Here is a 21,664-nt window from a genome sequence, read left to right as displayed (position 1 = left end):
ACGACGTAATAAAAGATAAACCAAATGACGATGTTCTTGCGACGTGAGCCTTCCTAGCCGATATTGCTAGGAAAGGCGAACTAGTACAGCGTCTAGCTCAGTCGCCCTAGCGATGAGCGTGTGGCAAAGGAGATTATGCCACTGACGCTGTGAAAGGTAAGTTTTTTAGACATAAGTTACTCCTGTTTCTTTTTAAATTTCTTTTTCTAATAATTCTTCCTGCACAAACCAGTTGAGTAGCGAAATGCTTTGGTCTGACTGCGCCCATTTATGATAGGTTTCAAAAAGTGCTTGGACCGAACCTACTTTCTCTACTAACTGGTCAATGGTGAGAAAACTTCGCCAGTACTCGTAAAAAATACTCGCGTAATCTCCTTCGTAAGTGGATTTTCCAAAAGCATCCAAGGAATGCCAGCCGTATTTTTCTTGAAAGAGGTCAACCAAGAGCTGATTACAGAACCGCTCTTGAGCAAACTCTTCTTCTGTCAAAAAATACTGTCTGCTGATGTACTCGACCATGCCCTCTTCAAACCAGATGTTTGCATCATAGTCCGCAAAGTCATCCAGAAAAAGGTCTGACCAATGCGCCAGCTCATGACCGATAATTTGCAACAGATGATTTTCCGACAAACCTTTGTAGTGAGCACTCAATGTCTGCAAGTCTGGGCTGTTCTCGTAGCTATCTAGTTGATGCTGGTAAATCTTTTTCCAAACTGCTAAGTCTGGTGTCATGACCATGCGGATATCATTAGTGTAGGCTGGTACGGGACTTTGGCCAAGTAATTTTCTTGCGGCTTCTTCATTTACCCAGATAAGGGCTTGGGGCAAATCACGAACTTGATATTCCTTCCTTAGAAAATGGATATAGTCATGCCATTTTGCCTCGTATTTTGAGACAAATTGCTGATAGTTAAACAGCTGTTCTTGGCTATCCACTAGATAAAAATTCTTCATATTCTCTCTTTCATCTCTGGTAAAACAGAAAAAGAACCACATTCTCTTCCCCTGTCAACAGACATAGGGGCGTTAAGAACGCGGTTCCACCCTAATTTATTACTTCATTTGTATGATTCTGATTGAGTCGGACAGAGTCACGACTGGGAAAGCGCCAATTATTTCAAGACTGGCTTGGCTTTCACTCTCCCAAGCTCGCTAAACAGGCTTTTGAAATAACCTTCTTTCATGCTTAGTATTGTAGCAGAAAAATCAGCATTTGTCTAGAAAGACCACTATTTATCCGAACACAATCTCACTGACAAATCCTACAAGGCTATTGCAGGCCTATCGCAATCTAATAGATATTTTTCTGGTACTACTCCCAAGAATTTTTCTGCCTGTTGACTGATAAAATCTAGGGCATTTTCCAAATCTTCTACTCTATCAGAATTGACCAGCTCCATGACCAAGAAAGCATTCTTCGTGCTATCTGTAATCATGGTCCGCTCACCATCTCGCCAGTTGAAACAACGACAGACCGCGCCTTTATCATCCTTATAGCAAACTTCACCTGGTAGAGTTGGGTTATTGGTTTCATCACCAATGAGATAGAATTCATCCCCTCCCTCAGTGACCGTTAGTTGAAGATTGCCTACAAATGTATCTAAATCTTCAGCACCACATGGAAGACCGAAACGCAAACTTGCCGCATTATAGATATCCACTAGCGGTGAAATGGTTGAAACTGGACGGTCACTAGCAGAACGCTTCAAAAGCGCTTCGATACTCGAACGAGCGCCTTTTTTTGTTTTAAATTTTTGATAGGCTTGACGATATGTACGAATGACCTCGTTCTCACTAAAGGTATCTTCCGTAAGAAATTTCTGGGCAATTCCGTTGCTTTCTTCCAGTAATTTCACTAATTCATCAGGTGATTGCGTCGGCGTTTTATAATCTTTCAATAAAAGAACTCCGATTTTTGCATCTGGAAATAGACTCCAAAAAGTTGAATCAATAACAAATTGTGACATATTCTCACTCCTTTTATAGAAAAATCAGCACCCTATGAACATCTTCTAAGACCTAACGACGTTCATAAAATGCTGTTGCATGACTACCCGGTGGCAGTGTTTATTTAATTAACATTATTGTATAAAATCACAGTGAGAATGTCAAACATTATCTCAGAATATGGGGAAACATACTCTGAGGTTAGCCACAAGAAAATTAAAATTTATCTACAAAATTATCTCTATTGATGCGAACGTTTAAGAACATATAAAATGCCGATAGGAGCGTACACAAAATCAAAACGATTCCAACTGGTTTCAATTCTGGAACATCATAATTTGCCAATGCTAATACAGGAACACTTAAAATAATGTAGGGAAGTAACATGGTTGACCCTGCAGCAACATCTACTAAATCTTTGTCAGGGTCCTCAACAAACCAAACAAATGGTAAAAATAAACGAAGCCATTTTGCTCTCTCTGTAGATCCTAAAATTGGTCGAATAAATAGTGTCAGCAACTTGTATCCAACAAAAGCAAGTAAGCGATACCACCATAGAAAAACAAAGGCAAGAAGGACACCAATTAGCCAGGTCCAAATATCAAAACTATCCTCCTTACGACTTTTTGGCGCAAACAAATTCGCCAAGATAACTCCCACTCCTATTTGCGGAACAAGACTGACCCATGTATCTAAATTAGGATTATCATATCCAATTTTTATATACTCTAAGCCATCGTAATGATAGACATTATTATTCAAATCAATATAGGTTCCTTCTTTATAGGGGTGAAGTTCACCCACATTTTTCTTAACATATTCATTTGCTGTTTTACGAAATACCATATTTGCCTACCTCAATTTCTATTTTTTTAATACATTGTAAATTGTATTAAATGTAGCCATCTGTTGGATTTGTTCCGCTCGCTGTAGTGTGGCAGCTTGTTGGCGCAACAGTTGGTCATATTGACTTTCTTGATGATACAGATTTAGAGCTTCCTGTAAGGTATTGACACGCCCCTCATTGACATAACCAAGCATTGTTTCAAAAAAGAATGATGAACTATGTTGCCCCTGTTGCATAATCAATGGATGCTCCTGAGCTTTATGATAGTGCCAACTTTTACACTCTTTTACTTCCTCAAGCCTTTGTTTAATCACTGCAATATCTTCTTGCTTTTTCTGATGTTTTCTCTTTGCAAAAATACCGATAATAGCTGATAAGAAAAAGAATGTCAAACTCCTTTGAAAATAGCCAGCCCTATCATTACCGAAGAGCAATTCTCCAATAGCCAAGAAGAGGGTCAAACCAAGAAGCCACCAAATCCAATTCCCCTTTTTTTCCCTGTTAGACCAGGCAATAAGCACCTCATTTTCCCAATGCAGAGTTGATTCCCATCTACTCATCAAAATCACTGCATCATAAAGATACCACCTCAATTCATTCACATTGAATTTTTCAAAGAAACCTATTCCATATACCGAACGGTACCATTCCTCAGAGGTCATTACTTGACTAGTCAGATGCCGAACCCTTTCAAGAGTTCCTGCGCTCTCGCCTAATTTATCAACAGCTTTCTCATCTTCCGGCGAGAATACTATTTTATTCATTAAGTAATGCTCATAAGTTGGGGCATCTTTAGCTGCTTCACTCTTGTAACCATCGGGAATATCGTAATAACGATACTCTTCAATAATCCTGTTTTTCTTTTGCAAATTCTCTGCCTTAAATTGTTCGATTAGTTGCAAATCCTCTTGATCTAAAAACTTTGCCATTTTTACCTCCAAAATCTATCTCTAATCTATCTCTTTTCAATCCATTTTATGAGAGTATTTTTGCTTTTATAAATATGTCTCAATCTATATACTACTTTAAAATGGCAAACCTAAATGATTATCACCAATTTTAATAACCTGATGACTTCCACATTTCGGACACATATATTCCCCCTAATTTGCTTTTTAGAAAGGCTTGGCTGTAAAGTCAAGCCTTGTTATACTAGTATAACAAGAAATTTGTCAAGTATTTTGCATCAAAAAAGAGGACCAACTGTCCTCTCAAAACATAACTTATCTATGACTAATCTTCCTCGTCAAGAAATCTCCAATAAACTGGATTACGAAGATGATAACTAAAATCAAAAGAGTTGCTAAAAAGGTCACATCATTATTATACCGTAGGTAGCCGTATGATAGCGCAACCTGTCCCAAACCACCTGCTCCGATAGCTCCTGCCATGGCTGTATAGCCAACCAATGAAACCAAAGCAAAAGTCGTCACACGAATCAAGTCAGGCAGACCCTCACGCAGATAGACAAGGACAATATCCCAGAAAGTCGCACCTGATGCCTGAGCCGCCTCAATGACACCACGGTCCAATTCTGACAAGACCACTTCAACCTGACGTGCAAAAAACGGAAAGACTGAAAGAGCGAGCGGCACCAAAGCCGCCTCTGTACCAATTGTTTTTCCAACAATAATTTTCGTCAAAGGAGCAATGGCCGCCAACAAAATAATGAAAGGAATGGCACGGAAGATAGAAGCTACCTTATCCAAAATCCAATAAACCGTCTTATTGGCAATAACCCCACGTGGACCTGTCAAAACCAAGAATAAACCAGACACCAAGCCCATAAATCCACCGAAAGCAAAGGAAACAAAGGTCATATAGAGGGTCAAATTAAAATGTGTTAACCAACCTGTCTGACCATCCCAGCCCAATTTATAAATATCTGGAAAATTCGTTTGAATCCATTCTAACATCTAATTTGCTCCTTTCAAAATCGTCACTTCCACACGCGCCTCCGTCACCGCCTCAATCGCACGGTGCAACTGACCAGGTTCTCCTGATAAGATCACTACCATCTCACCGACTGGTGTATGGTCCAATATTTCAATATTGCCATAAAGAATATTGGCAGATACTTGATAGAATTTATACAAATCATTGACAATCGCCGTATCCGTATTGGAACCAGCATATTTCAATTGAACTAAGAGGCTATTCTCAGGCAAATTCTGAACAATATCCTGCTGATAAATTTTCACCAAGGCCTCATCAATTCCTGTTGCTGTTTTGATGAAATCCTGGGTCAATTCTTCTTTTGGATGAGAGAAAATTTCCAATACTGAACCCTCTTCAATCAAGCGACCATCCTGCATAACAGCCACACGGTTACAAATGTCTTTTACAATCTGCATCTCGTGGGTAATCATAACAATGGTCAAGCCCAATTTTTTATTCAATTCCTGCAAGAGTGCCAAAATCTGCTTAGTTGTTTTCGGATCCAAGGCAGAAGTAGACTCATCTGAGATCAAGATTTTAGGGTCATTTGCTAAGGCACGGGCAATGGCAACACGTTGTTTTTGACCACCAGACAACTGAGCTGGATAGTTTTCAGCACGGTCAGAAAGCCCAACCAAGTCCAACAACTTAGCAACTTTTTCTTTCTTCTCTTCCTTGCTCAAACCCGAATGCTTAAGGGCAAAGGCTACGTTTTCTTCTGCCGTCATTTGAGCCATCAGATTGAAATGCTGGAAAATCATGCCGATTTCACGGCGTTTGCTTCGCAATTGAGCTGGGGTAAGTGTGACCTTTTCTCCCTCGTAAATTACATCCTCATCGATAGTAATTTTACCCGCAGACGGAACCTGCAACAAATTGATGACGCGGACAAGGGTAGATTTACCAGCTCCAGAATAACCTACGATACCGTAAATATCCCCTTGATTGATATGGATAGTCACATCCTTTACCGCTTCAATCGTACGTTTTTTCTGCTGGAAAGTTACATCAATATTATCTAGCTTAATCATTTCCTTACTCATAACTTGCTATTAACTCCTCTACTAATTCAACATGGCTATAGTAGTCAGCGATGCTGACATTTTCATCACCGGCATGGTCGCGACTGTTGGCATTTCCTAGACCAAAGCCCGCAATCGGTACACCTAGAGCATGAAAGACTGTGTGCATAGGGCCTGTCCCCGGGGACGTTGGCAAGACAGCAACTCCTTCTGGTGTCAATTTTTGGGCCAATTCAATCACATTGACAATGGCAGGGTGGGACATATCACTTCGGTAACTCATCTCTCCTAGAGTGAAGACAACCTCAACTTTGTCAAAACCATGTTTGTCCAAATGCTGGCGAATCTTATCTAATACATCATGCGGCTCCAACCCAGGTACCAGACGAACTTCCATCTTAGCAGAAGCCTGAGCTGGTATGATGGTCTTGACACCTTGACCAAGATAGCCAGTTGACAAGCCTTCAATGGTAATCGATGGCTCAAAATACAAACGCTTGAGAAACTCACGACGATCTTCTACCAAGGTTGGAAGGGTTAGTCCATAAATATCCGTCATAGACTGACTGGTAGCCAGTGCAAATTCTTCCACTAAGGCCAATTCACGCTCATTTGGCTCTTGCACTTGTTCGTAAATACCATCTACCAGAATTTGCCCATCAGCCGCTCTCATGGATTGAAGAGCTGATAATAAATACCAGCTTGCCGAATCAATGACACCACCATAGGAAGAATGAATATCCAAATCAGCTGATTTAACCTGAAGATCGAAGGTCACAATTCCCTTATTTCCCCCAGCAATTTCTAGCTGATGTAGGCTATTGCGATGCCCCTGCTCCCAGACAAGCAAATCAGCACCAATCAAATGTTCTTTATATTTTGAAAGGTACTTATCCAAGTCGACAGAAGCTGACTCTTCTGCCCCTTCCATAATAAAAATCACATTGACTGGTAAATGGCCATTCTGTCTAGCCTGATATTTTTTCAAGGCCGACAGACGAGCTGTGATATGGCCCTTGTCATCGTCCACCCCGCGACCATAGATATAACCTTCAGAAATAGTCAATTCGAAGGGGTTGCCCTTCTCCCAGACCTGATCGGCATCAGCAGGAACCGTGTCATAGTGATTGTAAAAAATCAAGGTCTTAGCATTTGGCACCGAAGCCTTAAACGTAGCCATGACAAATGGTGCTGCATAGCTGTCGTCTAAAACAACAGCTGCACCAGCTTCTTCAAACATATCTTTCAAATAAGTCGCCACATCCAACAAACCAATCTGCTGAGCAAAAATAGATTTCTTTGAAATCAAGACCTTCAACTTTTCAAAATAATTTTGAATAATCGCATCATTTTCAAATAATTGAACTTTACTATCTGCCATACTTCCTCCTCATACTCAATGAAAACCAATTAAATCTACTAACCAAAATCAAATATTCTCCCGCATTTCTGACTTTGGTTAAGAGATTTTTTCTTATCTCTATAAAAACAGATAGAGGGCTGAACAATTCTGCCCAGTCCTCAACCTATTTACATTTTACCAAACTGGCTCATCCATACCGTCTGAAGTCTCTTCAATAACTTTTTTCACTTCATCCGTGTGGTAGGCTTCGATAATTTTCTTAATCGCTGCTGCTTGCTCTGATTTTTCCCAATCGCTACGAGCTGCAATCAAGTTGTACCACTGTTTTGAATTTTCATCTTTTTGTTCTTTATAAAGAGCGTTCTTGTAATCCAAACCAGCTTCCAACACAAATGTGTTGTTTACAACTGCTGCATCAACTGAGCTAAGTGAGCTTGCTGTTTGGCTTGCATCCAACTCAGTGATCTTCAAGTTTTTCTTGTTTTCAGTAATGTCAGCAATAGTTGCCAATTCTGTACCAGATACACCAACCTTGATCAAACCAGCTGCTTGAAGAAGGTAGAGAGCACGACTTTCGTTTGTTGGGTCGTTTGGAACCGCAATTTCTGCACCATCTGGAATTTCTTCCACTTTAGTGTACTTGTTTTTTCCATCAGCTGTACCTGAGTAAAGACGGATTGGTGCGATATAAGTATCCGCAATAGCAACCAAGTCTTCACCATTTTCTTCATTCCAGTTATTCAAGAAGTTATAGTGCTGGAAGGCGTTGATGTCTACCTCATTTTCAGCTACTGCCTTGTTTGGCTGTGAGTAATCTGTAAATTGAGTGAACTCCAATTTCACTTCGTCCCCGAGAATTTCTTGAACTTTATCCCAACGGGCTTGCTCAGAATCGCTCAAGCTCATCACACCCACACGAACAGTTGTTGCTGAAGAATCGGATGAAGAGCTAGAAGACGAGCTACCACATGCAGCAAGTACACCTACTGATAAAGCAGCTGTTGCCAAACTAAACAATTTTTTTAATTTCATAAAATGATCTCCTTAAATTAAAACTGTATCTATCTTAACACAGAATTTTCTTTCTGACTAATTGACTTTTTTTATAGAAAGTTATAACTTTTCGTTATAACAAATACCCTTGCAATTATAAGCGTTGATAATAAAAAGAGGGATACCATTCCCTCTTTCGTAATAATTTCCCAGTTTGCTAGCCTAAGAAATCTTTTTTCCTTTTAGCTACAGTTAAGCTAAGAAGTGCGAGTCCCACCAAAATTGGTAGCTTTGACTGATGTCCATTTGTTCTAGGTAAGATAGAGGCCGATGATTTTTCAGATTCTACTTTCTGTCTCGAAACGGTAGTTGCTGAATATAAAGCCTCTTTATTAGTATTTCCCATTGTCAATTGGGTCGATACTTCGATAACTGGATATACTAGATTAGTTAGGGTACTTGAAGATTCAGTAACTGCTGATACTCCTTTGATTAGTGCAACAGGTGTTTCTATGACTGGCGGATCGACTTCTGTTCGAGATGGCGACATTTCTTCGACTGGTGAGTCTACTTCTATATTTTCTACTTTCGAGCTTGATTTCAAATTGACAACAATTTCATAAAAGGGACCATTATAATTCAAATCGCTACTAAAAATTGTAGTGAAACCTTGACTTACCTCAACAGATTCAAAATAATATGCCCTTTCATCAATACCATTACTTTCATCACGAATGACATTATCAATTGTGGAGTTTGCAACTCGACGACTCTCTTTAACTACTGATTCACCATCTTTAAATTGAATAGTATATAAGGCTTGCCTGATAGTTGAATTATCATAGATCACACCTTCTGGTAGAAGTTTTTTCTCAATTTCAGGCAGAGGGTTATCCGATGTATTTACAACTAGTTGCTGGTATGAACGTATTACCTCTGTTTGAGTCCGATTTCCAACAGTAACTGACCTTGAAGAGATTTGACTCTCACCAGTACCAAGTAAATCAAATGTTACACCATGTTCATTTTCATATGCTGAAATTGCCTCACGAATCACTTGTTTCATTGCTTCAAGGTCTTCACCATGGAAATTTGTGCGAATCAGTACTCGCCCACTTGATTTTTCAACAACCTCAATATTGGTTACTATTGTCGTTTCAACAACCGGATTTAAATTTTCTACATCATTAGCCTGATTGACAACAATGGTTTTCGCAGGCAAACTATCAACAGTGGATAAGTAACTCGTATTGCCATAAATATCTGTCAGATATAAATATCTCAGATCATATTGTCCTGGTAAATAAGAATAGTGAATTGTTTCAGATAAAGTCAGTCTTTTTCGATTTCCCTCCAATTGCTCAATATTCGTAATATTTTCGCCAAATCGGAGCGTTCCTGACTCACTTTCAAATCCAAGAATAACAGATGCGATATTCGAATCGTCTTCCACTAAAAGTACCACTTCAACTGTCTCGCCTTGTTTAGCTTCATTTCGACTAGTTTCTAACTCAATAAACTTAGGTGCTGAAAAATCAGTAACGATATTAGGTGAGTTGATGATAGCCTGGGTAGCAATATTTTGAATAATTTCAGGTTCTGAAAGGCTATTTGATGAACTTTCGTTTTTAGCATTCAAATAAATAAAGTCCAAAGATAGGTCTGACTTAGGATAATCACTTGCTATTGGTACAGTAACATCAAAGCGATATAGTCTATCCGCTAGCTTGATTGGGCTGCTACTCTCTCCTATAAGCACATACTGACTTGTCAAATTTTGATCAGATAATCCAAAGAAAATACTCTCCATTTCCTCTTCTGACGAAACCACAAAACTAGCAGTTAGTTTGTCTCCAGGCTGGTAAGACTCTTTATCAAATGTCAGGGATTCCAATTTAGGAACAGGAATATACTGTAGAGTCAATACCGTATCACCTTCTACAAGTTCACCGTAAAGAGAAGGTTGGTTCTCATATGATAATCTATAAATTTTTCCATCTTGCTCAATTGTCCGCACTTGATAATCATAGACATTGAAATCTGGATAGCTTTGAATTGGTTCAGATAAGCTCTCTGATCCATCAGCATAAATTGTTTTTTCCCGATAACTAATTAATGTTTCTGGAACGGCTTCAACTGATTCTTTAAGAGTTTGCCCTGACCTTGTTTGATACTGAACAATCACCTTGCCTATTTTCTTTTCGACCTGCTCTGTGGATACCAAATAAGGTGTGTAGGTATAGGTTACTTCCGTCAAACCTGCTTTCAAAAGCCCCTGCTCTACACCGTCTACTTTAACCTTATAATACTGCCTACCATCCATACCATTCAGAAACAATGGAGCTTCACTACTAGTATCGTATGTAATCCCTGTCGCAACTGGTGCCTCCGAACCAAATGCTAACGTCGACACCACGCCTGAAATTCTCTTGTCTTCAGCTATGGTAGTCCCATCTTCAAGTTGATAATGAATCAAGACTGAACCCGAAGTAATACTATTAACCGTTATCGAGAGTGGAATAAGGCCTTTCTCTCCTTGTTCAAAAAGAAAATATGAACTGCTATTACCAATCGAGTCACCTAAACCGATATAGTCTAATCTATACTCATCGCTGGGGCGGTTAGAAGGGATAACTCCTGTAAGATTAATACGAAAGTGACCATTGGAAAGAAACTCCAAACTAGAGGAATCTGCACTTAAACTGAGAGAACGAACACCTGATTCAGAATAAGTGCCTAAGCTTGCACTAGCATCGAGTAAATCACTGTCATCTGAAACTTCAACTGTCAAAGTAATAGTTTCTCCAGCCTGATACTCGGCTTTATCAAAATGATAAGAAATTAATTTAGGAGCTATACGATCTGTAACCGTCCCACTTACTTTGACTGTTAGTGGAACTAGCCCTTTCTCTCCTTGTTCAAAAAGAAAATATGAACTGCTATTACCAATCGAGTCACCTAAACCGATATAGTCTAATCTATACTCATCGCTGGGGCGGTTAGAAGGGATAACTCCTGTAAGATTAATACGAAAGTGACCATTGGAAAGAAACTCCAAACTAGAGGAATCTGCACTTAAACTGAGAGAACGAACACCTGATTCAGAATAAGTGCCTAAGCTTGCACTAGCATCGAGTAAATCACTGTCATCTGAAACTTCAACTGTCAAAGTAATAGTTTCTCCAGCCTGATACTCGGCTTTATCAAAATGATAAGAAATTAATTTAGGAGCTATACGATCTGTAACCGTCCCACTTACTTTGACTGTTAGTGGAACTAGCCCTTTCTCTCCTTGTTCAAAAAGAAAATATGAACTGCTATTACCAATCGAGTCACCTAAACCGATATAGTCTAATCTATACTCATCGCTGGGGCGGTTAGAAGGGATAACTCCTGTAAGATTAATACGAAAGTGACCATTGGAAAGAAACTCCAAACTAGAGGAATCTGCACTTAAACTGAGAGAACGAACACCTGATTCAGAATAAGTGCCTAAGCTTGCACTAGCATCGAGTAAATCACTGTCATCTGAAACTTCAACTGTCAAAGTAATAGTTTCTCCAGCCTGATACTCTGTTTTATCTAATGTATAAGAGACAAGTTTTGGTGCTGTACGGTCTTCCAACACCACTGATGCTCTATCTGTTGCTGGAGAGCTGGTCGATGAAACATTAGCCTCTAAATTCGTATTTGATTCTGGTGTAGTTGAAATTGACTCTCCGCTTATATTACTTACTTCTACATCAGTTGAAGGAACAGCTTCTACTATCGAAGAATTTGTACCTGTCGTGGTTTCAACATCTGAAGTCCCCTCGTTTCCTACAATTTCGGTTGATATTGCGACATCATTTTCTGCAGTTAATTTAAGAGTTTCTGAAGTATTTATGACTTGTTCAGAACTTGCTATAGTGGGAGTATTCTCACTCACTTCATCAGCAAAGACAACATCCGTAGTAGAAAACAGCAAACCTAGAGTCAACACTCCTACTGCCCCATGGATTCCTTTTCTAATACTTCCATAACCTTTGGATTCTTGGCATTTCTTTGACATATAATCCTCCTTTAACTACTGTTAGTATATACAATTTTATCTGATTTATAAAGTATTTACTGGCAAATTATTACAAAAAACACTCAATTACTTGAGTGCAAAGAATATGACTAAAACACATCCACCAAATACTGAAACAGGTCTCGATGTTGTTTACAATCATTGTATAAAAATTCTGGATGCCATTGGATACCAAATAAAGCTTGGTTCCCTTTGCCTTCGTAGGCCTCAATGGTTCCATCTCGTGGATCTAGTCCAGTTGCCACCAAACCTGGTGCCAAATCTTTAATACGCTGATGATGGAAGGAATTAATGGAGCTACCTTGAGAGAACAACTGACTGACACGACTCTTTGGTTTAACCTGTAAACGATGAGATGTTCCCTCGATACCCTCTTGCCAATGATCAGCCACTTCCTGCTCTAAACTACCACCTAGAGCAACATTCAGCAACTGCATCCCTCGGCAGACCGCAAAAATGGGCTTCCCTTGACGAAGGGCTTCCTCAATCAAAGCCAGTTCAAATTCATCCCGTTCCAAGAGGTAGTCATCACTATCTATCAAACGTTTTTGACCATACAAACTTGGATCCACATGCTGACCACCTGACAAGATCAACTTGTCAATCATATCGATATAATCCTTGGCTAAGTCAGGAGTTCCCATAAGAATAACCATTGGCACACCACCTGCCTGACGAACGCTGTCTGCCAATTCACGCGCTACCGTTACATATACGCGACCAGATTTAGTTGGAAATTCTTGCTCATTTCCTGAAATTCCAATAATCACCTTTCCCATAAGAAACTCCTTTCTGCGATTTTATATATTGTAACACGATGGACTAGCCCTGTCTAATATAGAAGTTTTATGGGCTGATAAAAATTATTTATCAGTTGCCTTTAGTACAAAATGTTCCTTATCCACCTGAGTCCACACACCATCTGTTACAAAATCCTTTATAAGCCCAGTTTGAGATAGCTCTTGCAACTGAGCACGTGCCTCCAGCGGATCAAGGCTCAGATTGGATTGCAAGAGGTAGCTGGTATAGGGATGTTGGGGATTTTGAAAAATATCCTGTGCTGGACCAATTTCAACCAAGCTTCCCTTGTACATGACCGCAATACGATCTGCGAATTGGTGCACCAAGTTTAGATCATGAGAAATGAAGAGATAGGTCAGTCCTAAATCCTCTTGCAACTGGTTCAACAAATCCAGTATGGTCGCCTGTATCGACACATCAAGAGCCGAGGTCGGTTCATCACAAACAATAAATTGGGGATGAGAAACGACTGCACGAGCGATGCCAATTCGCTGGCGTTGACCACCACTAAAAGATTTAGGGCGTTTGTGTACAGCATCCCCCTCTATACCCACCCGTTTCAACATAGCTAGAGCCTTCTCTTCCGCCTCCTTCTTAGGAAGTGAGTAGAGAGGTTCTTTGACCAGTTCTAAGGCCGACAGGTAGGGATTGAGAGAAGAATAGGGGTCTTGATAAATCACTTGCAGGGCTTGATTATTTAATTCTTCTGATGTCAAACCTGGAAAATCAACCCGGCCTTGACTAGCCTTTTCCAATCCTAAGACAATTTTAGAAAGTGTCGATTTGCCACTGCCAGATTCACCAACCAGACCAAGTGTCTCACCTTTATAAATAGACACATTTACACCGGTCAAAGCATCGACACGTTGCTCTTGCCCAAACCAATTCTTCTTAGAGTAAGTTTTGCTCACATCCGAAACCTGTACTAGAACTTCCTTATCCATTCTTCTCCTCCTTTCTAACCCAATGTCCTGGACTAACTTGAATTAACTGACTATCTTCGGAGTCGGCTAAAACCGCTCCAAGACTGGCTTCCAAACGAGCTGCTCTTAATAGTGACTGGGTATATGCGTGTAAGGGTTGTGAAAAGATAGAATCAACCGTTCCGTGTTCCACAATCAATCCATTCCTCATGACATAAACCAAGTCACAGATTCCAGCAATAACACTGAAATCATGACTCACTATCACAACTGTCAACCCCAACTGTTCCTGTAATTCTTTGAGCAAGGCCAAGATTTGGGCCTGAATAGTTACATCTAATGCAGTTGTTGGCTCGTCTGCAATGAGCATATCTGGCTTGGTCAATAAGGCCATGGCAATCATGATCCTTTGACGCATACCACCTGAAAATTCAAAAGGAAACTGTTTGAGACGCAGTTCTGGATGTTCAATTCCCACCTTTTCCAACATTTCATGGATAGTTCTGTCCCGTTCTTCCTTAGTCAACTTGGGTTGAAAACGTCTTAGAACTTCCTGTAAATGATAACCTACTGTCCGCAAGGGATTAAGAGAGGTCATTGGATCTTGAAAAATCATGGACAAAGGCAAAACCTTTGGATTATGTACTTGCTTTCCATTCATTTCAAATCGATCATAGCTTGCTTCCAAACTTTTTGGTAAAATGCCCATCAGAGACTTCATCGACAAACTCTTACCCGAACCAGATTCTCCAACAATACCTACAATTTTTCCTTTGGGAATAGACAGGTCAATCCCCTTCACCAGTATCGATTGTCCATTTCTCTTTTTGTTGATAATGGTGAGGTTACTTATTTCGACTAGCTGTTTTGACATTAGTAGACCTCTCTTTCAAGGCAATCCCGTATCAGATCACCGATATTGTTAAATGAATAAATGGTCAATAGGATAAAAAGTCCAGGCAATATTGCCATATGAGGAGCACTCTGCAAGGTAGACTGGGCATTTTGCAAGAGACTTCCCCAGGATGCTAGAGGTTGTTGAATCCCCATTCCTAAGAAGCTGAGGGCTGATTCCGTCATAATAGCTGAGGAAATACTAGTTGAAGCGGTCACAATCAAAGTCGGAAGGATTGCTGGAAAGATATGCCGCCAGACAATCACTGGTTTCTTTAAACCAATAAAGGCAGCATACCCAACATAATCCGCCACTTTAGCTTTCAATGTTTCAGCACGCAACATCCGAGCAATACTCATCCAAGAAAAACCACCTATTACAATGATAATCGTAGTCAAACCTGGTTTCAGAAAGACGCTGAGGACGATAACTAAAACCAACCAAGGTATGGATGATAGGACATCGACAAACCGCATAATAGCATTATCCCATTTTCCTCCAAGATAGCCTGCTGTAATACCAACAAGACTTCCAATCGTAACTGATGCAGTCATTGCCAATAAACCAACTAAGAGTGAGATGCGACCACCATAAATCACTCGAATGAAGTAATCACGTCCCACCTGATCTGTACCAAACCAATGCGCTGCACTAGGACCCTGGTTCATCTGACTTACGTTGGTCACATTTGGATCTATCGGGATCAGTGGTGCAATCAAGGATAAAAATAGTAGAAAAAGAATGAACAAAATCGAGAATAAATAGAGTGGCGAACTCTTTACAGTCTCCTTAAATTGCTTCAAAATCATTGACCTTCTCCTCCTTTCCAAATACGCGGATCCACCACAGCATAGAGAATATCTGATAAGAGATTCCCAAGAATTACCAAGGTAGCTGACAAGAGCATGACTGCCATTATAACCGGATAATCTAAGCTCTTTGTAGCTGCTGTCAAATAAGGACCAACTCCCGGCCATGCAAAAATGGTTTCTGTAATGATAGCACCTGTTACTAGCATCGGCAAGGCCATCCCAATTTGAGTCACAATAGGAATCAAAACATTGCGGGCCACATGTTTCCCAAATATCTCAAATCGGCTGGCTTTGAAAGCCTCTTGAACGGTCACATAATCTTTCTCAACTTCGACAATTGCTGAGGCTCGAATAAACCGAATCAATTCTGGTAAGAATGCCATTGTCAAGGTCACATAGGGTAAGGTAAAATGTGCCAGAAAATCAAGAAGGTTTCCTTCTTTTCCCAAGGTATACATCCCAATAAATGGGAAGACCTGCCATTTATATCCAAAAAAGTAAATTAAAATCATGGCAAACCAGAAAGTCGGGACTGCAATTCCTACAGAAGCAAAGGCATCAATAATCTTGTCTACCCATTTACCCTTTTGGGATGCAGCAAGCAAACCCAATGTAATCGCTAAGACTAGGGCCGTCACATATGCAGGCAAGACCAATGAAATGGTATTGGGTATTTTTTCAGCCAAATCAACCCCAATCGAGTGTTGAGTCATCAGTGAAAAACCTAAATCTCCAGTCAGTAACCCCTTCAGCCAGACAGCGTATTGAACGAGAAACGGTTGATCCAAACCATATTTTACCTTTAATAAATCAATTTGTTCTTGACTCATATTTGGCGTTGTCATCGAATCTATGACATCAAACGGTGCCAATTGAATCAAAGAAAAGACAATAAAAGAAATCAGCAGCAAGAGAGGAATTGCCTGCAAGATTCTTTTGACAATATATCGAAACATATATCCTCCAAAAACACGAAAAAGAGGGGAGGAGTTTCCACTTTTTACCACTCCTTCTCCTCTTTGCTGGTCATACCAGCATACAAAGACTATTCAATTGTTAACTTCGACGGATCTTCAAATGTATAAATTGGAATCAAACCCGCTTCTTCTACATTTTTCACACGGTTGTTCACCGCCAACACTTTCTTGTTATCTACGATTGGATAAATAGCAGCTTGGTCAGCCAGTGTCGCTTGCAAATCATCATAGATTTGTTCGCGTTTCGTTTGATCCAATTCAACAGCTCCTTGCTCAAAGAGGCTATCCACTTCGTTTGAAGACAATTTGAAGTAGTTTGAAGCTCCACCTGTTTTAAATAGGCGAGCATATTGATCAGGGTCATTTCCCATAATATAGCCACCCAAGAAAAGGTCATAAGCTGTTGAACCTTCTTTTTTCAACTCTGTAAAGAGTGCTGTAGAGTCCCCACCTGCCAATTCAACTGTCACACCAATAGCTGACAATTGTTGTTGAATTAAGGTAGCCTGTAAAGTTTGAGCTGCATCAGAACCTGCATAACCAAGATTTAAAGTCAGATTGCTGACACCTGCTTCAGTTAAGAGTTGTTTTGCTTTTTCCAAATTCTGCTCATATTTCTCAACATCTTCCGTCACATATGGATTGGCAACAGGCAAGAATGAATATGGATTTTCATAGTATTTTTTATCCAAGTAAGCAGCTTGGTTGAACTCTTCTTTGTTCAAGGCATATAGCAAGGCTTGACGAACTTTTACATCCTTCAATTCTTCAGTCGAAGTATTGAGCCCAAGATAACCGACACGATTCTCACTATAGGCATAGGTCGTGATGGTATCCGTACTCAAATCTTGAATATCAGAAGGAAGGACAAATGCCGCGTCCACTTCACCTGTTTGTAAGGCTACTTTAGTCGTATCAGCACTTTCAATAATCCTCAAAACGAGGTTATCAATTTCAGCCTCTCCCTTGTAGTAGTACTCATTAGCAGCAAGTTTGATATATTCACCATGCTTGTATTCTACAAACTTGTACGGACCAGTTCCCACTGGTGTCGCTGTCAATTGGCTTGCTGAGAAGTCTGCCTCATCCTTGAAAATGTGTTGCGGAATAATGTATGTTTCCGTAACAATATTGTCCAAGGCTGGTGCAGAAACAGCTGGAAGAACGAATTTAACCGTGTAATCATCCAACTTTTCAAGCTTAACTGGTTGGTCATTTATATAAAGACCATCTGAACCACCATTTTCCTTTTTAAGCTTTTGTTCATAAGTAAAGATGACATCATCAGCATTGAAACTTTCCCCATCAGACCACTTGACATCTTGACGAAGTTTAACGGTGATACTTAGACCATCTTCGGCAACTTCATAAGAATCAGCCAATTCATTTACATAGGTACCATCTGCTTCAACACGAATAAGTGGAGAGTAAATAAAATTAGTTAAGGTCAAGCCCCAACGATCACTAGTATTGATTGGGTTTGTCGAACTAGGATCTCCATTAATTGCATAAGTAAAAGTTTCCGAATCGGCAACTGAGTTTGAGCTTGATGATGCAGTTGATGAACCGCTACTAGCACAAGCTGCCAAGGTTAGTACTGCTACTGTAGATAATAAGCCTGTTAGCCACTTCTTTTTCATAGAACTTCCTCCAATTTCAAAAAGTAGTACTAGTCTACCAAGGATATAAAATTTTGACAAATATATAATATTTATCAACTCATTAAGAAAAACTATAGCGATACTATCTACTCTGTATTATGAAGTGTTGAAAAATAAAATAGTTGTATTATATAGTAGACATTCTAAACACAAAATCCATACCAAGGTTGTTATAACTAAAAACTATAACAACATCTAATTTTTTACAATTATACAAGTGGTATTTTTTCTGTTAGGATAAGAGCATAGAAATATTTTGGAGGAACAACCATGACTACTACTATTATCGGCTTCCCACGTATCGGCGAACACCGTGAGTTAAAATTTATTACTGAAAAATACTTTAGAAATGAAATTCCACAAGAAGAACTTTTGACGGCAGCTAAAGACTTGCGTGCCAAGCACTGGACTATTGTCAAAGAAGCTGGCATTACTGAAATCCCAAGCAACGACTTCTCCCACTATGACAATGTTTTGGATGCAGCTGTTCTCTTCAACATCGTACCAAAAGCTGTTCAGGAGCTTGAATTGACAGACCTTGAAAAATACTTTGCCCTTGCGCGTGGCTATCAAGGTGAAAAAGGTGATGTTCGTGCTAGACCCATGAAAAAATGGTTCAACACCAACTACCACTATATCGTTCCTGCCATCGAAAAAGATACAGAGATTAAACTAGCTGGTCATAAGATTTTCGATGAATTCCAAGAAGCAAAGAACTTGGGCATCACAACTCGTCCAGTTTTGATTGGTCCATTCACACTCTTACAATTAACTGATTTTGAAGAAGGTTTAACTGCTACTGATTTCGCTGATAGCTTAGTCGCTGCCTACGGACAAGTCTTTGAGAAATTGGCAGAGCTTGGTGCTGAAAAAATCCAGCTGGACGAACCGAGCTTGGTCAAGGACTTGACTGCAGAAGAAAAAGCCCTTTTCCTACGTATCTACCAAACACTCTTGGCAGATAAGAAAGGTTTGCAAGTCCTCATCCAAACCTACTTCGGTGATGTTCGTGATATTTACACAGAATTGACCAGCCTACCAGTTGATGCCATCGGTCTTGACTTTGTAGAAGGTAAAGAAACTGCTGCACTTGTTGCGACAGGCTTCCCAGCTGATAAAACGCTCTACGCTGGTATCGTCAACGGTAAAAATATCTGGCGCAACAACTACGAGAAGAGCCTAGCTGTTTTGAATGCTATTCCAGCTGAAAATGTCGTCCTAACAACTTCTTGCTCCCTTCTTCACGTGCCTTTCACAACAGCAAATGAAGAGTTTGAACCCGCAATTCTCAACCACTTTGCCTTTGCAGTTGAAAAATTGAACGAATTACGTGATTTGGATGCCATCCGTAACGGTCAAGGCGAAGTTGCTCTCAAAGCTAACAAAGACCTCTTTGCCCTTGAACGTGTAGGGCGTGACACAGCGCTTGCCGATCGTCTTGCAAGTTTGACAGACGCTGACTATACACGTCTACCAGTCTTTGCAGAGCGTGAAGTCATTCAACGCGAGAAGCTAAACTTACCACTTCTTCCGACAACAACGATTGGATCTTTCCCTCAAACAAAAGAAATTCGCAGCACACGCTTGGCCTTCCGCCGTGGAGATATTACCGAAGCTGAGTATGATGCCTTTGTAGAAGCTCGTACGGATGAGTGGATCAAGTGGCAGGAAGAAGTTGACTTCGATGTCTTAGTTCACGGTGAGTTTGAACGAAACGACATGGTAGAGTACTTCGGCGAAAACCTGTCTGGCTACCTCTTCAGTAAAAACGGTTGGGTACAATCATACGGTATGCGTGGGGTAAAACCACCAATCATCTGGGGTGATGTAACACGCTTGAACCCAATTACTGTCAAATGGTCTAGCTACGCTCAAAGCCGTACCAACAAACCAGTTAAAGGTATGTTGACAGGTCCTGTAACCATCCTCAACTGGTCATTCCCACGTGAAGATATTTCTATCAAAGAATCAACTCTTCAAATTGCCCTTGCTATCAAGGAAGAAGTTCTCAACCTTGAAGCAGCGGGTATCAAGATCATCCAAATCGACGAAGCAGCCCTTCGTGAAAAACTACCACTCCGTCGTAGCGACTGGTACAGCGAGTATCTTGATTGGGCAATCCCTGCCTTCCGTTTAGTACACTCAACTGTTGCACCAGATACACAAATTCACACTCACATGTGCTATAGCGAATTTACTGACATCATTCCTGCCATCGACAATATGGATGCGGACGTTATCTCCTTTGAAGCCAGTCGTTCAAATCTCGTTATCCTAGATGAACTCAAGGCTAAGAATTTCCAAACTCAGGTAGGTCCTGGTGTCTATGACATCCACTCTCCACGTGTCCCTGCCGTTGATGAAATTGCACACACGATCCAAGCCATCCTTGCAAAAGTACCGAAAGAAAAAGTTTGGATTAACCCAGACTGCGGACTCAAGACTCGTGGCGAATCAGAAACAAAAGCTAGCCTTATCCACTTGACCCAAGCAGCTAAGGCAGCCAGAAAGGAACTCTAATTTATGATTGGTCAAACCCCAAGTCTCTCATTTGAAATTTTTCCTCCAAAACCAGAAGTAGGCAATGAAAAAATTATCCAAACTCTCGATGAGATGCAAGGTTTGGCCCCTCATTTTATCAGTGTTACATGCAGCAATAACAATTTGAACGTAGAAGAGACGACTGTCAAGTTGGCTAACCATGTTCGCAATGAATTGCATATTCCAACTATCGCACATTTGCCAGCTGCTTACTTGACAAAAGAAAAGGTCCGATCCGTTCTTCATTCTCTCGATGAAATTGGTGTGCATCAGATTTTAGCACTTCGTGGCGATATTATTGAAGGTCTTCCCCCTAAAGAGGACTTCCAATATGCAACTGACTTGATTTCCTTTATCAAGGAAGAAGCCCCACATTTTGACATTATTGGAGCCTGTTATCCAGAAGTACATCCAGAATCACCAAATTCTGTCTCAGACATCAAAAATTTGAAAAAGAAAGTTGATGCCGGTTGCTCAACCTTGGTAACTCAACTCTTCTTCGATAACGAAGCATTTTATAACTTTCAGGAGAAATGTTCTCTAGCAGACATCGAAGTGCCTATTATCGCAGGTATTATGCCTATCATCAACAGGAATCAGGCACTTCGACTCTTGAAAACCTGTGAGAATATCCGCCTCCCTCGTAAATTCAAGGCCATCTTGGAAAAATACGAGCACAATCCTGAATCTCTTCGCGCAGCAGGTCTGGCCTATGCTGTAGATCAGATTGTTGACTTAGTGACCAATGATGTCGCAGGTGTTCATCTTTATACCATGAACAATGCCGAAACGGCCCGCACCATCCATCAAGCAACTCATTCGCTATTCAAACATTATAGTTAGAAAACTCCCCTGAGCCCAAGCTCAGGGGT

General features: G+C 40.3%; 17 protein-coding genes. 2 read left to right on the top strand and 15 right to left on the bottom strand.

Annotated elements, in window-relative coordinates:
• Positions 1-192: 192 nt before the first annotated feature.
• The 15 genes from F9856_RS00250 to F9856_RS00180 form a co-directional block, all read right to left on the bottom strand.
• Entirely contained in the window at positions 193-954 is a 762-nt protein-coding gene (locus F9856_RS00250; RefSeq protein ID WP_202105391.1) for an elongation factor Tu, read from the bottom strand.
• Between the two features lie 308 nt (positions 955-1,262).
• Positions 1,263-1,967, bottom strand: coding sequence for a B3/4 domain-containing protein (locus tag F9856_RS00245; RefSeq protein ID WP_202105390.1), 705 nt, complete (start codon positions 1,965-1,967; stop codon positions 1,263-1,265).
• 196 nt (positions 1,968-2,163) lie between these two features.
• On the bottom strand, positions 2,164-2,793 hold the full coding sequence (locus F9856_RS00240; RefSeq protein WP_202105389.1) for a hypothetical protein: 630 nt from the start codon (positions 2,791-2,793) through the stop codon (positions 2,164-2,166).
• An 18-nt stretch (positions 2,794-2,811) separates the two neighbouring features.
• Entirely contained in the window at positions 2,812-3,723 is a 912-nt protein-coding gene (locus F9856_RS00235; RefSeq protein ID WP_202105388.1) for a hypothetical protein, read from the bottom strand.
• A gap of 294 nt (positions 3,724-4,017) precedes the next feature.
• The gene (locus tag F9856_RS00230) at positions 4,018-4,710 is read right to left on the bottom strand and encodes a methionine ABC transporter permease (protein WP_014638544.1); all 693 of its coding nucleotides are present in this window, start codon (positions 4,708-4,710) and stop codon (positions 4,018-4,020) included.
• Positions 4,711-5,775, bottom strand: coding sequence for a methionine ABC transporter ATP-binding protein (locus tag F9856_RS00225; RefSeq protein ID WP_202105387.1), 1,065 nt, complete (start codon positions 5,773-5,775; stop codon positions 4,711-4,713).
• Positions 5,768-7,135, bottom strand: a complete 1,368-nt coding sequence (locus tag F9856_RS00220; RefSeq protein WP_202105386.1) for a M20/M25/M40 family metallo-hydrolase — start codon at positions 7,133-7,135, stop codon at positions 5,768-5,770. Before F9856_RS00220 ends, F9856_RS00225 begins: the two co-directional genes overlap by 8 nt.
• 156 nt (positions 7,136-7,291) lie before the next feature.
• Positions 7,292-8,149 (bottom strand): MetQ/NlpA family ABC transporter substrate-binding protein, encoded by an 858-nt coding sequence (locus F9856_RS00215; protein WP_044759061.1) that lies wholly within the window; start codon positions 8,147-8,149, stop codon positions 7,292-7,294.
• Between the two features lie 178 nt (positions 8,150-8,327).
• Positions 8,328-12,161: a hypothetical protein gene (locus F9856_RS00210; protein WP_202105385.1), complete on the bottom strand. Its 3,834-nt coding sequence runs from the start codon at positions 12,159-12,161 to the stop codon at positions 8,328-8,330.
• A gap of 110 nt (positions 12,162-12,271) precedes the next feature.
• Positions 12,272-12,961, bottom strand: coding sequence for a gamma-glutamyl-gamma-aminobutyrate hydrolase family protein (locus F9856_RS00205; protein ID WP_202105384.1), 690 nt, complete (start codon positions 12,959-12,961; stop codon positions 12,272-12,274).
• 84 nt (positions 12,962-13,045) lie between these two features.
• A complete protein-coding gene (locus F9856_RS00200) occupies positions 13,046-13,927 on the bottom strand; it encodes an ATP-binding cassette domain-containing protein (RefSeq protein ID WP_202105383.1) in 882 nt (293 codons plus the stop codon).
• The gene (locus F9856_RS00195) at positions 13,920-14,780 is read right to left on the bottom strand and encodes an ABC transporter ATP-binding protein (RefSeq protein WP_202105382.1); all 861 of its coding nucleotides are present in this window, start codon (positions 14,778-14,780) and stop codon (positions 13,920-13,922) included. Before F9856_RS00195 ends, F9856_RS00200 begins: the two co-directional genes overlap by 8 nt.
• Positions 14,780-15,610, bottom strand: coding sequence for an ABC transporter permease (locus tag F9856_RS00190; protein WP_044690184.1), 831 nt, complete (start codon positions 15,608-15,610; stop codon positions 14,780-14,782). The genes F9856_RS00195 and F9856_RS00190 overlap by 1 nt, the downstream gene beginning before the upstream one ends.
• Positions 15,607-16,569: an ABC transporter permease gene (locus F9856_RS00185; protein ID WP_202105381.1), complete on the bottom strand. Its 963-nt coding sequence runs from the start codon at positions 16,567-16,569 to the stop codon at positions 15,607-15,609. The genes F9856_RS00190 and F9856_RS00185 overlap by 4 nt, the downstream gene beginning before the upstream one ends.
• Before the next feature lie 89 nt (positions 16,570-16,658).
• Complete coding sequence (locus F9856_RS00180) at positions 16,659-18,230, bottom strand: ABC transporter substrate-binding protein (RefSeq protein WP_202105380.1); 1,572 nt, start codon at positions 18,228-18,230, stop codon at positions 16,659-16,661.
• A 291-nt stretch (positions 18,231-18,521) separates the two neighbouring features.
• Between F9856_RS00180 and metE the strand changes: the two genes are divergently transcribed.
• On the top strand, positions 18,522-20,771 hold the full coding sequence (metE, locus tag F9856_RS00175; RefSeq protein ID WP_202105379.1) for a 5-methyltetrahydropteroyltriglutamate--homocysteine S-methyltransferase: 2,250 nt from the start codon (positions 18,522-18,524) through the stop codon (positions 20,769-20,771).
• A 3-nt stretch (positions 20,772-20,774) separates the two neighbouring features.
• A complete protein-coding gene (gene metF / locus F9856_RS00170) occupies positions 20,775-21,635 on the top strand; it encodes a methylenetetrahydrofolate reductase [NAD(P)H] (RefSeq protein ID WP_053861571.1) in 861 nt (286 codons plus the stop codon).
• Positions 21,636-21,664 lie beyond the last annotated feature (29 nt).

Source organism: Streptococcus suis (assembly GCF_016743335.1).
GTDB lineage: Bacteria > Bacillota > Bacilli > Lactobacillales > Streptococcaceae > Streptococcus > Streptococcus suis_Y.
This window is presented reverse-complemented; position numbering and strand designations above follow the sequence as displayed.